Here is a 14,538-nt window from a genome sequence, read left to right on the forward strand (position 1 = left end):
CACCGCCGCATGTCTGCCGCCGATCCCACAGCATCCACCGCATCCGCGCGCGGCTGGATCGCCAACCAACCTTATGTGCTGCTCAGCATCACGGCGCTGTGCTGGGCGGGCAATTCGATCGTCGGCCGCCTCGCAGCCGGTCACATCCCGCCCGTCACTCTGTCGTTCCTGCGCTGGTCGCTGGCGTTCCTGCTGATCCTGCCGATCGCCTGGAAGCAGCTCCGCCAGGACTGGCCGGCGATCCGCTCCAAGCTCGGCATCATGATCGCGCTGTCGGTGACCGGTATCGGCGCCTTCAACACGCTGCAATATTGGTCGCTCGAGTACACCCAGGCGCTCAACACCCTGCTGCTGCAGTCGGCCGGCCCGCTGATCGTCGCGCTGTGGTCGATGTTGCTGCTGCGCGTGCATCTCACCTTGGCGCAGGCGGTCGGCATCGTGCTGTCGCTTGGCGGCGTGCTGCTCATTCTGACGCGGGGCCACCCGACTGCGCTGGCTGAGATCAGCTTCAACAAGGGCGACCTGATCTTCCTGCTGGCGATGGCAGTGTTCGGCTTCTACTCGGTGCTGACGATCAAGCGGCCGCAGATCCATGGCCTGTCGATGGTGGCCTTCACCTTCGGCTGCGGCGCGGCCAGCCTGATCCCCCTGTTGGTCTGGGAGCTCAACACGCGGCCGGTGATGACGCTCGACACCCAGAACCTGCTGTCGCTGCTCTACGTCGCGATCTTCCCCTCGACCATCGCCTATCTCTGCTTCAATCGCGGCGTGCTGCTGATCGGCGCCAACCGCGCCGCGCCGTTCTTCCACGTGGTGCCGGTGTTCGGCTCGATCATGGCCTTCGTCTTCCTTGGCGAGCAGCCACAGATCTTCCACGTGATCGGCTTCGCGCTGGTGCTGGCCGGCGTCTACGCCGCCTCGCGCAAGCAGGCGACCTGATGCGAACGGCTCATCCCAGCGCCTTCCGGGTCATGTAGACTGTCATCAGCGAGACGAAGCCGATCAGCAGGATCCGCAACCGGTCCGGCGGAACGCGGTTCGCCAAGCGCGCGCCGGCATCGGTGCCGACCGCAAGGCCGATGATCACCGCGGCTAAAATGGACCATTGCGGCATGGCGCCATGCTGCCAATAGATCCACGCCGACGGGATCGTCGTGGGTACCAGCGTCAGCGCCAGGCTGATCATCTGGGCCCGGTGCTGCGCCATGCCGAGCACCGCGCTCAAGCCGACCACCGTTGCCAATCCACCGCCGATGCCGAGAAAGCCTGAGGACACGCCGGCCGCGCAGCCGACCGCCAGCAACGCGCCGCGCTGCGGCTCAGGCACCGCGTCCGGCGAGTCGGCCGGCTGCTTCTGCGATCGGCGGCGCAGCAGCAGGATGTCGAGCAGAAGCAGGTAGACGACATAGGCCCAGCGCAGCACCGCCGCTGTCGCCGCGTTGGCGATCAGCGCGCCGACGATGCCGCCGATGAGGAATCCGAGAGCCAGCCAGAGCAAGATCGTCGCGCTCATCCGGCTGCCGCTCTCCCAATAGCGCCTGATGCCGGCCGCGCTGGTCGGCGGGATCTGCGCGACCAGCGAGAGCCCCTGCGCGACGTGCTGCTCGGCCCCGAGCAGCAGCACGGCAAACACGACGAGGCCACCGCCAGGACTGACACCAAGCAGGCCCGAGGTGAAGCCGCCGACCAGCCCGGTGCCGAGACCGCCGATGAGATCAGGAACGTTCATCGCTTCGACCTCGCCCGCCCTTTTGGTGTTCACCGCCGCACAGCGAGTCCCGTCAACAGCGTCTCGAATGCGGTCATCGCTTCGGCGGAGGAGAACGGTTCGCCCCACAGCCGCTGCAGCACGAAGCCCTGGAACATTGCGACCATCGTGCGGGCCATGCTGCGCGGATGAACGGAGCGGTCGATCAGCCCGAGCCGCTGGCCCCGCTGCAGCAGCTCGCCGATCAGCGCGACGGGCTTGCGCACGCCGTCCGTCACCTGGGCGCGGATGTCGTCGTCGCGCAGCGCCTCGGCCCAGAGTTGCAGCGCGATGCGGCGGCTGCGCAGCCCCTCTTCCTTCTGCATATCCGCAAGCGAGGCGCGGGCGATGGCGCGCAACGCGTCCAAGGGATCGGAGATGTCGCGCGCCGCGGCCAACAGGGCCGCATCGCGGGCATGACGGTGCTCGCCGATCGCCTGGATGAGCTCTTCCTTGCTGGCGAAATGTCCGTAGATGCAGCCCGCGCTCAGACCGGATTGCGCAATCACATCGGCGATCGTCGTTTGATGGAACCCCTGCCGCGCAAAGCAGATCTCGGCGGCCTGCAGGATCTCGTCACGGCGCGCGGCCATCGTCTCAGGCTTGAGTTTCGGCATGCGCAGCTCCTGCCCGCCCGGCCGCATGATGGCCGCCCCGGCTCGATCGCGACTTCGTGCTCCGATGTCCGTCAAAATCATACAAAACGAATATTCGTTTTGTAAAGACCCGTTCGATTTTCGGCATGGCCCCATCCCGCGGGGCGCTCTTGTCCCGCCGGCGGTTTCGGGCACAAGCTTAGACTACCAAGAGAAGCCGATTCCTTGCCCGCCCCATCTCATCCGACCTCGCCGCTGGCCTGGCTCAACAACCAGCCCTACCTGCTGCTGACGCTGGCCTCGCTGTTCTGGGCCGGCAACATCGTGCTGGCGCGCTATGTCGCCGGCCACGTGCCGCCGTTGACCTTGTCCTGCATCCGCTGGATCGGAACCTTCCTGATGCTGTGGCCGTTCGCGCGGCAGCATCTCGTACGAGACTGGCGCACCTTGCTGGCGAACTGGCCGCTGCTGCTGGTGCTGGCGCTGACCGGCTTTGCCATCAACAACGCGCTGTCCTATTGGGCGATGCAGTACACCCAGGCCCTCAATGGCCTGCTGATCCAGTCCTCCGCTCCCCTGTTCGTGGCGTTGTGGTCGCTCGTGCTGTTCGGGGTGCGGCTGACGGCGGCGCAGTTCGCCGGCATTGCGATGTCCTTGACCGGCGTGCTGGTGATCCTGCTGCGCGGCGACCTCGGCGCATTGGCTGCCATCCAGTTCAACCGCGGCGACCTGATGTTTGCCGGCGCGCTGCTGGTGTTCGGCATCTACTCCGCCGTCATGACGCGGCGGCCGGCCGTGCATCAGCTGTCGCTGATCGCGTCCTGCACCGCCCTGGGCGCTCTGCTGCTGCTGCCGCTGGCGGCCTGGGAATACAGCTCCGGCTTCGTGCTGCAGCTCGATCTACTGTCGGTCCTGACACTCGGCTACGTCGTGGTGTTCGCCTCGACGCTCGCCTATCTGTTCTTCAACCGCGGCATCGGCCTGATCGGGCCGAACCGGGCCGCGCCGTTCCTGCATCTGGTGCCGCTGTTCGGCTCGGTGCTCGCGATCCTGCTGCTCGGCGAGGAGCTCAAGCCGTTCCACCTTGGGGGCTACGCGCTGGTCATCGCTGGCGTCGTGATCGCCTCCCGCGTGCCGCTCCGCAAGCCGGGCCCGGCGCCTAAACACTGAGCATGCGGCAAGACGCCCCAGCGAGCCGGGCCGCCATCATCCGACTGTCATCGAAGTGTCAGCGTCGCGTCAGGCGCCCTCTCCACAACGCGCATGGTTCAAGCTCGCAGGAGGCTTCCCATGCACCGATATCTGCTTACCACCGTAGCTGTCCTCGCCCTCGGCGCCGGCGCGGCACTCGCCCAAGGCGAGGGTGAATTCCCGGCCATGCTGGCGGGTCACGCCGTAATGCCCGCCGAATCCTTCATCGACGCCCCCGCCGATGCGCCTGATGATCTCAAGACATCCGGCAAATACACCACCGGCAAGCGCGTCGACGCCATCGGCAGCGTGATGGGCAAATCCTATGAGCGTCCGACCGGCGTCTCCCTGCCGTTCAAGGGGCAGCCGCTGCAGGGCCATTCCGGCATCAAGAAGATGGCCGACGGCACGTTCTGGGTCCTGACCGACAACGGCATGGGCTCGCGCTACAACTCGCCGGACTCGATGCTCTATCTGAATCGCTATAAGATGGACTGGGCAGGCGGCAAGGTCGAGCGGCTGGAGACGATCTTCCTGCACGATCCCGACAAGAAGGTGCCGTTCCGCATCGTCCACGAGGCCACCGCCAAGCGCTATCTGACCGGCTCCGATTTCGACACGGAAGGCTTCCAGGTCATCGGCGACACCATCTGGATCGGCGACGAGTTCGGCCCCTACATCATCAAGGCGGACAAGAGCGGCAGGGTGCTCGCCGTGTTCGAGACGGTCGCCGACGGCAAGCCGGTGCGCTCGCCCGACCATTGGGCTGTGCAGTCGCCGGGCGCGCCCGGAGCGACCTACACCAACGTCAACTTGCGGCGCTCGAAGGGCTTCGAGGGCTTCGCCTCGTCCACCGACGGCAAGTTCATCTACGGCCTGTTGGAAGGACCACTGTGGGACGCCGAGAAGAAGGATTGGGAGAAGGTCGACAGCAAGGAAGCCTCGCGCATTCTCGAATTCGACGTCGCCGCGGAGAAGTTCACCGGCCGGTACTGGCAATATGTGTTCGAGCAGAACGGCAATGCGATCGGCGACTTCAACATGATCGATCCGGCCCAGGGCCTGATCATCGAGCGCGACAATGGCGAGGGCACCGCCGACAAGGCCTGCCCGCAGGGCACGCGCGGCGAGAACTGCTTCCCCGATCTCGCCAAGTTCAAGCGCGTCTACAAAATCGAGCTGTCCGATGCCAATGTCGGCAAGCCGTCCGCAAGATCGCCTATATCGACCTGATGAAGATCAAGGACCCGGACAAGAAGGCGCGCAAGCCGCTCAACGACGGCGTCCTCACCTTCCCGTTCTTCACCATCGAGAACGTCGATCGCGTCGACGACACCCACATCATCGTCGGCAACGACAACAACCTGCCGTTCTCGTCGAGCCGCGATCCCAACAAGGCCGACGACAACGAGTTCGTGCTGCTCGAGGTCGGCGACTTCCTCAAGGCCAAGTAAGAGGTCTTCGGAGGCGCTGGCGTTGCGACGCCAGCGCCGACTCCCATCAGGCTGTGCGCACCTTGGCCATGAAGCCGTCAACGGCCTGCTGCAGCAGGCCGGACTGGCTGTCGAGCTCGCGGGCACTATTCAGCACCTCGGACGCCGCCATGCCGGTGGCTTCGGCAGCCTTGGTGACGCCGCCGATATGGGCGCTGATCTCGTTCGAGCCCGCGGCGACGGACTGGATGTTGCGCGCGATCTCGCGCGTCGCATCGCCTTGCTGCGCGATCGAGGTCGAGATCGAATTGGTGATCTCGCTCATCTGCGCGATCGTCTGGGTGATGCCGCTGATGGCGGTGACTGCGTCCTGGGTCGAGGTCTGCATCGCCGCGACCTGCGCCGAGATCTCCTCGGTGGCCTTGGCGGTCTGGTTGGCGAGCGCCTTCACTTCGGAGGCGACGACCGCAAAGCCCTTGCCGGACTCGCCGGCGCGCGCGGCCTCGATGGTGGCGTTCAACGCCAGCAGGTTGGTCTGCGCTGCGATCGAGTGGATCAGCTTGACGACCTCGCCGATCTTCTCGGCGCCGGTCGACAGCACCTGCACGGTGGCGTTGGTGCGCTCGGCGTCGCCGACCGCCTTGCTGGCGATCTCGCTGGACCGGGCCACCTGGCGGGAAATCTCGTTGACCGAGCTCGACAGCTCTTCCGCTGCGGATGCCACGGTGCCGACATTGTCGTTCGCGCTCTGCGTGGCCGCGCTGACCGTCGAGGCGCGCGAGCTCGCATCGCTCGCCGTCGACGTCATCGATTCCGCCGTGTGCTGCATGCCCTCGGCCGCCGACGCCACCGACCGCACGATGCCGTTGACGCTGCGCTCGAAGTCGGCCGCAAGGCTCTGCATCGCGGCGCGCCGCTCCGCCTCGGCACGCTGCTTGTTCGCAGCCTCCGCCTGCTCGAGCTCGCGCATGCGTAGCGCATTGTCCTTGAAGATCTGGACCGTCGCGGCCATCCCGCCGATCTCGTCGCCCCGGCCGACGCCGGGAATCTCGCCATCGAGCTTGCCGTCCGCGATCTCGCGCATGCGGCCACCGAGACGATCGAGCGGCACGCTGATGCTGCGGCTGATCAGCCAGGCGATGCCGCCGGCGATGACCGCGATGCCCGCGCAAGCCATCCACATGAGCCATTTCAGCGGCTTCATCTTCGCGTCGAGATCGTCGACATAGACCCCGGTGCCGACGAACGTATTCCAGCCGGGAATTGCGACCGCGTAAGAGATCTTGCGGGTCGGCTGCTCCTGGCCGGGACGCAGATATTCGTAGTGCAAGGTGACTTCGCCGTTCTTGGCGACGCCATCGCGCAGCTCGACCACCAGCTTGCGGCCGTTGAGCTCGAAATCGATCACGTTGGAGCCGCGCTGCTTCATGTCCTGCGAGATCACGACGTTGCCGTCCATCGTGTAGGCGAACAGATAGCCCATGCCCTTGTCGAAGGTCATGGTCCGGCCGCGATTGACGAACTCGTCCACCGCGGCCTCCTTCGTCATCTTGCCGGCTTCGACCTCCTTGATGAGGCCCAGCGCCATGTTGCGCGCGGTCTCGACGATCGCCCGGCATTGCTCGATGCGAGCGTTGACCATCTCCCGATGCATCAGATCGGCGGCAAAGGTTCCGGCTGCGGCGAGCCCCAGGAGAGCGACACCGACCACGATGGCCAGCTTGGGGGCAATCCTCATATTGTTCAGCAGCACGCGACGAACTCCGCCCGATCGATCTCAACAGCCTGTCAAGATTAGCTGCCGGTTAAATGATCAGGCGATCGTTAGGGTTCGGTTGCGAACGCCCCCCGTAAAAACCCGGGTCAGCTCGGCAAGGCAGCATCCACCGGCGCGACCGGACCGAAGGCCGGCCGCAACGGCGCGAATTCCTCGGCCGTGAGCGTCTCCTTGGCGATCAGCAGCTCAACGCCGCGCTCGAGGTCTGGCCGATGGCCGTCGAGGATCGCACGCGCCCGCGCGCCGCCTTCCGCGATCAGGTCGCGCACCGCAAGGTCGATCTCGCGACCGGTGTCCTCGGCCGCCGACACGATCTGGTCCTGCGGCTGCAGGAACGACGCCTGCGGCCGCGGCGCGTAGGTGCGCTGGCCGACAGTCTTGTCCATGCCGTACTTCGTGACCATCTCGATCGCAATCTCGGTCGCCCGCTGCAAATCGTCGGCCGCGCCGGTCGAGACGTCACCGTCGAAGATGATCTGCTCGGAGGCGCGGCCGCCCATCAGCACGGCGATCCGGTTTTTCAGCTCGCTGACTGCGAGCAGGAAGCGATCCTCGGTCGGGCGCTGCATCGTGTAGCCGAGCGCGCCGACGCCGCGCGGAATGATCGAGACCTTCTGCACCGGATCGACGCCGGCGAGATTGGCCGCGACCAGCGCGTGCCCCATCTCGTGGTAGGCGACGCGGCGGCGCTCGGCCGGGCTGAGCACGCGGCTCTTCTTCTCGATGCCGGCCACGATGCGCTCGATTGCCGTGGTGAAGTCCTCGAACGTCACCTCGTGACCCCCACGGCGGGTCGCAGCGATCGCGGCCTCGTTGATCAGGTTGGCGAGATCGGCGCCGGTGAAGCCCGCGGTCAGTGCGGCGACCTTGTCGAGGTCGACGCTTTCGGCCATCGTGATCTTGCGAACGTGAACCTTGAGGATCGCAAGCCGCCCGCTTCGGTCGGGCCGGTCGACCAGCACCTGTCGGTCGAAACGGCCGGCGCGCAGCAGCGCGGGATCGAGGATTTCCGGCCGGTTGGTCGCTGCCAGCAGAATGACGCCCGAACTCGGATCGAAGCCGTCGAGCTCGGCGAGCAACTGATTGAGCGTCTGCTCCTTCTCGTCATAGCCGCCCATCTGCGCGCCGGCGGAGCGGCTGCGCCCGAGCGCGTCGAGCTCGTCGATGAAGATGATGCAGGGCGCGGCCTTGCGCGCCTGCTCGAACAGATCGCGCACCCGCGCGGCGCCGACGCCGACGAACATCTCGACGAATTCAGAGCCTGATATCGAGAAGAACGCGACGCCTGCTTCGCCCGCGACCGCGCGCGCCAGCAGCGTCTTGCCGGTGCCGGGCGGACCGACCAGCAGGATGCCTTTCGGCACGTGGGCGCCGAGCCGGCCATAGCTCTTCGGGTCCTTCAGGAACTGCACGACCTCCTGCAGCTCGAATTTGGCCTCGTCGACACCGGCGACGTCGGCGAAGGTCACCTTGGTATCGGTCTCGACATAGACCTTGGCGCGCGACTTGCCGATCGACATCAGGCCACCAAAACCTTGGCGGTCCATCACCTTGCGCCCGAGGAACACCCAGATGAGATAGAACATCAGCGCCGGCACGACCCACGACAGCAGCGTCTGGATCACGCCGCCGGAGGGCACGCCGGTCACCGTGACGCCCTTGGTCGCGAGCTTCTCAGCCAGCGGCGGATCGACGCGCGCCGTGATGAACGCCGTCTTTCCGTCGGCCTGCTTGTCCTTGAACTTGCCCTGGATGGTGTCCTGGCTGACCGAGACCTCAGCGATCTTGCCCTGCTCCACCAGTTGCTCGAACTGGCTGTAGGGAATGGTCTCGACGGTGTTGTAGGTCGTGAGCAGCCATTGCAGCAGCAGCATGCCGACGCCGGCCAGGAAGATATAGCCGACGGCAATGGCCTGCTTGCGGGTGTTCGGATCGGATTCCATGTCGGGCACTCGTCCAGTGCTCCCGAGCATCGATCCACGATGATCACGGCCCGGAGCTGCACGAGCGTTTAACAAGCGCCCCCCTCGGGCCGCTTGTCCTGGATCAAGTCCGGCCGACAGGCCGGCGGGCAGCCGACAGCGCCGGATGCCTGCCTGAACCGGATCATTCCAGGTCGATCGGCTGATAGACTCCCGATTTGTCGAGCTGGGTGCCCCAGACCTTATGCAGCGCCTGATGATCGCCACGGCTCAGATTGAGCGCGGCGCCGAGGCCCATGTCGAGATTGCGCGTGCTCTCCAGCGCTTCCACCAGGCGCTCGGTATCGAGCTGCGGCCCGCAACGCTTCAGCGCGTCGATCAGCAGGTTGGCGGCGATATAGCCTTCGAGCGAGATGTAGTCCGGCACCTCGCCTGGCGCGACTTGTGAAAGCGCCGTCTTGAAATCGAGCACCGTACTCGAATAGCCGGACACGGCCGGCACCGCCTGCGTCACGATGACGTTTTCGGTGAAGCGCGGGCCGAGCAGCATCAATTCCTGCGCCAAAGCGGTGGCGCCGACGATCGACATGTTGGTGTAGATCATGCCGGGATACAGGTCGCGCGTCTTCTCGATGAACTTCGCTGCCGGCCGCGTGGTTCCGACCATCACGATGGCCTTGATCGGCACCTTCTGCGCCTTGAGCTGAGCGACCGCCTCGTCCATGTCGATCGAGTTGCGAGCGTAGAGCAGCCGCACGATCGCCTTGTCGTTGAGGCCGGCCGCGCGATAGGCCCTGGCGACACCGGCAAAGCCCTGCTCGCCGAGATCGTCGTTCTGCCCGAACACCGCGATCTGGTTCGGCCTGATCTTGCGCATCTTCAAGAGATAGCGAACCGCGGCGTCGGCCTCCTCGACGAAGCTCGGCCGGTAGTTGAAGACATAGCGATCCGGCGGATCGCGCCGCACCACGCTGCCGCCGGTGAACGGCGCGAAGAACAACGCCTTGCGTTCGAGCGCGAAGGGCACGGCCACGGCCGCGGTCGGCGTGCCCAGATTGCCGAGATAGCCGAACACCTGCTCCTTGTCCCAGAGCAGCTTCATCGCTTCCGGCGTGCGCGAGGGCTCGAAGCCGTCATCGGCAGCGATCAGCTTGAGCATGCGTCCGTTGACACCGCCGGCGGCGTTGGTCCGCGCGAACGCCACCTCGATGCCACGCTTGTAGCTCTGCCCGTTCTCCTTCGCGCTCCCCGTATAGGGGATGACCATGCCGAAGCGGATCTCCTGATCGGTCACCCCGCGCACATTGCCGGATGCCACCGGTCTCACCGTGCCGGTGGCGGCATTGGCGGCGGCCGGCGCAACCGTGGCCTGCGGGGTTGGCGGCGCGCTGACGCTCCGCTCGAGATCGGCGAGCTGTCGCTCGACCAGCCGGCAGTCGGCGCGGCCGGCGTTGACCGCGGCACGGCCCTCCGCGATATTGCGCTCGAACTCGCGGGCAAGCTCGTTGCGATCGTTCGGATTGGTCGACGCCTCGCGGATCGCTTCCTGAAATTTCGTGAGGATCGCCTGCACGCGCCGCGCCGCGATGCTGGTGCATGCCTGGGACGAGCCGACGATGGGGCCGACACGGCCGGCCAGTTCGCGGACCAGATTCACATTGTCAGCCGAGAGAGCGCCACTTGCACTCCCCGTCAGGACGACGGCAGCAAGAATCGCCGGGCAACGCGAGCGCCGCGCGAGGCGCGAGGCGAGAGACAAAAATCGCATCTTGTAGACCGAGGCCTCCGTTCCTATCCGCCGCGCGACGCGCAGACCGAACGCAAGGAGGAGATCAACCGCGCTGGTCGCGGTTGCGGTATTTCGGATATCGTCATGACGATTGGGCATGCCGGAAACGTCGGGAAAGAATCGGCTTGGTCCCGAAGATCGGGACACGCCGGTCATTTCTTCCTACGGCCGCTTGACGCGAAAGCTCTTTTTTCCCGTATCCTGCAGCCGTAACGTCCGAATGCCGCCGCTTACTACTTGCGTCCGCGTCCGGGTGAAGACACGGCATTGCCGGCATCTACGACGGCTTTAAGTTCGGATGAGGGCAGACATGACGCAATCAGGCCGCAGCTGCGTCGATCGCGCCGACCATGTCGGAGCAGACTCTGAAACTCCTGATACCAACGGTCTCCGCGCCCCGATCTCAAGTTGATAGGACGATCGTTGTGACGGGCGGATGTCTGTCACTCGGCCATCCGCCCGCGATCGGCTAACCCGATGGGCTCATCACCACCGTCTTGTCCTTTGGCCAGCGGATGCGCCACGCGAACGAGATCTCCTTCGTCTCACCGGGCCTGGCATCGAGCATCCATTCGGTGACGCCGCGGCGGTCGCGAACGTTGGTCGAGGTCGGCGGCGTGGTGGCCGGCAGCATCTCGACCGTGATCTCCTCGTTCTCGCTGACCGGCAGCTGATCCTGGATCGCGACCTTCACCGGGAAATCGTGCGCGTTGCGAACCGTCGTCTTGAAAGCGCGCTCGTCGACCTTCGCCGTCGTCACGATGAGACCGGCAGATCCCTCGTTACGCTTGACCACGCCGCGCTCGACCTTGACCTTGTCGTCGGCACCGAAGCCGAGACGAACGGTCTCGTCCTTGCCGGACGACGCAAGCTTCGAGGTGCCGACGAACATGCCGTCCCGATAGATCGAGACCTTCCCCGGCAGCAGCGGCGCATCTTCAGCTTGCTTGAAGCTGGCCTCGAGATAGGCGGTGGGGTCGATGACAGGCACGGAGCGAATCACCAGATCAGGAGTGATCGTCGCGGTCGAGATGCGCAGGCTCTTGGCACCATCATTGGCACCAATGCTGACGCGCCCGGGAAGACGGAAGGCGGTTTGGTAGGCGCTGATCTCCGCAACCGTCTGCTGCTCGACCGCCTTGTCCGCGACATCGTCGAAAGTGGTCCCTCCGCCAAAGTGGAACTCCTGCGTTCGCTCGAACACACCCCTCGATACGCCGACGGCCGCCGGCTTCGGCGCTGGCGGAGCGGGCGGCGCCGGATATTGCGCGACCACCGTCCGCAGCTCGGGCGCGCTGCCGCCGCGTCCCGTTCGCACCGTCGAGACCGACAGCGTGACGTCGGACCAGTCCTCGCCAGTGCTCTGCTGGATCTCGGCGCGGCGGACCAGCTCGAGCGCAGGCTTACGATCCCTGGCCGACGTATCGAGACGCGCGTCATACAGCGGCACCCAGCGGGCGTTGCGGACGGCGTAGGTCACGCGCAACTGCGCCTTGGTCGCGGCCGCCGCGGACAGCTCGATCTGAACCTCCATCCTGCTCGGCGGCTTGGTCGCCCGATCGGCCTGCAGCCGCGCGACCTCGCGATCGATCTCGCGCTGCTTGCGCTCGGCATCGCGAATCGCCGCGTCGGCCTGACCGACCTCTTCGGCCACGGCGGCGAATGCGCTGCGCCACTCTGCGATGGGGCGCGCCTCGCCCTTCTCGCCGAGGCCGGCCGGTGACGTCTCTGCAAATCGCTCGGCGAATTTCTTGCGCGCAAGAGCAGCGGCGATCGCGCCATCGAGATTAGCGCGCTCGTCCTTCAACGCCTCGATGCGCTTGTCGATCTCAGGCAGATTGACCGGCGGCGCCGCGCGCGGTGGCTTGGCATCGACGGTGCCGATCACGAGCTTCGCTCCGGCCTCGCCTTCGACGCGGAGCGAGGAGGCATCGAGCCCGAGCGGAAAATCTTTGGCGACCGCCGTGGAGTCGCCGGCCGGAAGATCGAGCGAGATGACCCGGGTGACGGTCGCGCCATCGGGATAGACCGTGACCGCATCGACCGTGGACGAGGCGTCGAGGTTCGCGGCATGGCCGGGCACGGCCGTCAGCGCCGCGCCCAGGACGAGACCCGTGGCAATCAGGCCCTTGTTTCGCATAGTCATCACTTTCTCCGCAGCCCAGCGCCCTCGGGACCGGATCAGCCGGTCCTTCAACGGGCGTTAGACGCAGGGAAAGTTGGCCGGGTTCAATCAAGGCTGGCGGCGATGATCACTTGATGTCGCTGAAAATGACAAAGGCAGCACGGCTGAATTTGCCGTGCTGCCCTGATAGCTGGATCGAGACGGCCTTGGGATCAGAACGCCAGCGCCTTGGCCTGCTTGACTTGCGGCAGCGCCTGGATCTTGGCGAGCAGATCGGCCGGCACCGCGCCGTCGACCTCGACCAGCGCAATGGCGTCGCTGCCCGGCGCGACACGGCCGAGATGGAAGGTCGCGATGTTGATCTTGGCGTCACCCAGGAGGCTTGCGAACTTGCCGATGAAGCCCGGTTTGTCCTCATTGGTGACATAGATCATCGACTTGCCGAACTCGGCGTCGACACGGATGCCCTTGATGTCGACGAGCCGCGGCTTGCCATCGGCATAGACCGTACCCGACACCGCGCGCTCCTGCTGCTCGGTGGTGACCGCGACCGAGATCAGACTCTCGTAGTCGCTCTCACCGGCGCGCAGCACCTCGTCGACGACCATGCCGCGCTCCTTGGCAATCACCGGCGCCGACACCACGTTGACCTCGCCCAGCATCGGCCGCAGCAGCCCCGCCAGCACCGCCGAGGTCAGCGCCTTGGTCTTCATCTCCGCGACCTGGCCCTCATAGGTGATCTGGATCTTGGTGATGCTGCTCTCGGTGAGCTGGCCCGCGAACGAGCCGAGCTTCTCGGCCAGTGCGATGAACGGCTTCAGCTTCGGCGCTTCCTCCGCCGTGATCGAGGGGAAGTTGATCGCGTTCGAGATCGCCCCGGTGAGCAGATAGTCCGACATCTGCTCGGCGATCTGCAGCGCGACGTTCTCCTGCGCTTCCGTCGTGGACGCGCCGAGATGCGGCGTGCAGATCACGTTGGCGTGGCCGAACAGCGGATTGCTGGTCGCGGGCTCCTCGGCGAACACGTCGAGCGCCGCGCCGGCAACGTGCTTGGAGTTGAGCGCCGCGAGCAGCGCCGCCTCGTCGATCAGGCCGCCGCGCGCGCAGTTGATGATGCGCACGCCCGGCTTCGTCTTGGCGATCGCCTGGGCATCGATGATGTTGCGGGTCTTGTCGGTCAGCGGCGTGTGCAGCGTGATGAAGTCGGCACGCTTCAGAAGCTCGTCGAGTTCGACCTTCTCGACGCCGAGATCACGCGCGCGCTCCTCGGTGAGGAACGGGTCGAAGCCGATCACCTTCATGCGCAGGCCCTGCGCGCGGTCGCACACGATCGAGCCGATATTGCCGCAGCCGACCACACCGAGCGTCTTGCCGGTGATCTCGACGCCCATGAAGCGGTTCTTCTCCCACTTGCCGGCCTGCGTCGAGGCGTCGGCCTGCGGGATCTCGCGCGCCAGCGACAGCATCATGGTGATCGCGTGCTCCGCGGTCGTGATCGAATTGCCGAATGGTGTGTTCATCACGATGATGCCCTTGGCGGTCGCCGCGGGGATCTCGACATTGTCGACGCCGATGCCGGCGCGGCCGATCACCTTAAGCCGCTTGGCGCGCTCGATGATCTTCGCGGTCGCCTTGGTCGCGGAACGAATGGCGAGGCCGTCATAGTCGCCGATGATGTCGGCGAGCTTGTCCTTGTCCTTGCCGAGATTGGGCTGGAAGTCGACCTCGACACCGCGGTCTTTGAAGATCTGGACAGCCGCCGGCGACAGTGCATCGGAAATGAGAACTTTGGGCTTGGTCATGACGATGATCCTTCACGCCCTCTTTGCGAGGGACGGCGCATCGCGCCGGGATAGGGAAAGCCGTAGGGTGGGCAAAGCGAAGCGTGCCCACCGCACTCTCGCGTGAGGTGACGTAGTCGGTGGGTACGGCGCTCACGCGCCTTTGCCCACCCTACG

The 14,538-nt window shown here is 65.7% G+C and carries 9 protein-coding genes and 1 pseudogene; 3 read left to right on the forward strand and 7 right to left on the reverse strand.

The annotated features are described in order from the left end of the window. The first annotated feature begins 9 nt into the window (after window positions 1–9). Window positions 10–939: a DMT family transporter gene (locus BRAD285_RS26585; RefSeq protein WP_006611632.1), complete on the forward strand. Its 930-nt coding sequence runs from the start codon at window positions 10–12 to the stop codon at window positions 937–939. Window positions 940–949: 10 nt separating this feature from the next. Here the strand turns inward: BRAD285_RS26585 and BRAD285_RS26590 are convergent, their stop codons facing one another. Together BRAD285_RS26590 and BRAD285_RS26595 are read right to left on the reverse strand one after the other, a co-directional pair. Further along, complete coding sequence (locus tag BRAD285_RS26590) at window positions 950–1,729, reverse strand: sulfite exporter TauE/SafE family protein (protein WP_006611631.1); 780 nt, start codon at window positions 1,727–1,729, stop codon at window positions 950–952. 29 nt (window positions 1,730–1,758) lie between these two features. After that, complete coding sequence (locus BRAD285_RS26595) at window positions 1,759–2,364, reverse strand: TetR/AcrR family transcriptional regulator (RefSeq protein ID WP_006611630.1); 606 nt, start codon at window positions 2,362–2,364, stop codon at window positions 1,759–1,761. Window positions 2,365–2,568: 204 nt separating this feature from the next. On the opposite strand from BRAD285_RS26595, the gene BRAD285_RS26600 reads away from it, so the two are divergent. Together BRAD285_RS26600 and BRAD285_RS26605 are read left to right on the forward strand one after the other, a co-directional pair. Continuing rightward, on the forward strand, window positions 2,569–3,513 hold the full coding sequence (locus tag BRAD285_RS26600; protein ID WP_006611629.1) for a DMT family transporter: 945 nt from the start codon (window positions 2,569–2,571) through the stop codon (window positions 3,511–3,513). A 120-nt stretch (window positions 3,514–3,633) separates the two neighbouring features. Beyond that, window positions 3,634–4,988: pseudogene (locus tag BRAD285_RS26605) on the forward strand (esterase-like activity of phytase family protein). Window positions 4,989–5,034: 46 nt separating this feature from the next. On the opposite strand, the gene BRAD285_RS26610 reads toward BRAD285_RS26605, so the two are convergent. The 5 genes from BRAD285_RS26610 to serA form a co-directional block, all read right to left on the reverse strand. Next, complete coding sequence (locus BRAD285_RS26610) at window positions 5,035–6,720, reverse strand: methyl-accepting chemotaxis protein (RefSeq protein ID WP_006611627.1); 1,686 nt, start codon at window positions 6,718–6,720, stop codon at window positions 5,035–5,037. Between the two features lie 110 nt (window positions 6,721–6,830). After that, complete coding sequence (gene ftsH / locus BRAD285_RS26615) at window positions 6,831–8,687, reverse strand: ATP-dependent zinc metalloprotease FtsH (RefSeq protein ID WP_006611626.1); 1,857 nt, start codon at window positions 8,685–8,687, stop codon at window positions 6,831–6,833. Between the two features lie 163 nt (window positions 8,688–8,850). After that, on the reverse strand, window positions 8,851–10,434 hold the full coding sequence (locus tag BRAD285_RS26620; protein WP_035646100.1) for an ABC transporter substrate-binding protein: 1,584 nt from the start codon (window positions 10,432–10,434) through the stop codon (window positions 8,851–8,853). Window positions 10,435–10,924: 490 nt separating this feature from the next. Next, a complete protein-coding gene (locus BRAD285_RS26625) occupies window positions 10,925–12,595 on the reverse strand; it encodes a mucoidy inhibitor MuiA family protein (protein WP_085962791.1) in 1,671 nt (556 codons plus the stop codon). A gap of 197 nt (window positions 12,596–12,792) precedes the next feature. After that, window positions 12,793–14,382 (reverse strand): phosphoglycerate dehydrogenase, encoded by a 1,590-nt coding sequence (serA, locus tag BRAD285_RS26630; protein WP_006611623.1) that lies wholly within the window; start codon window positions 14,380–14,382, stop codon window positions 12,793–12,795. Window positions 14,383–14,538 lie beyond the last annotated feature (156 nt).

It is taken from the genome of Bradyrhizobium sp. ORS 285, from assembly GCF_900176205.1.
GTDB lineage: Bacteria > Pseudomonadota > Alphaproteobacteria > Rhizobiales > Xanthobacteraceae > Bradyrhizobium.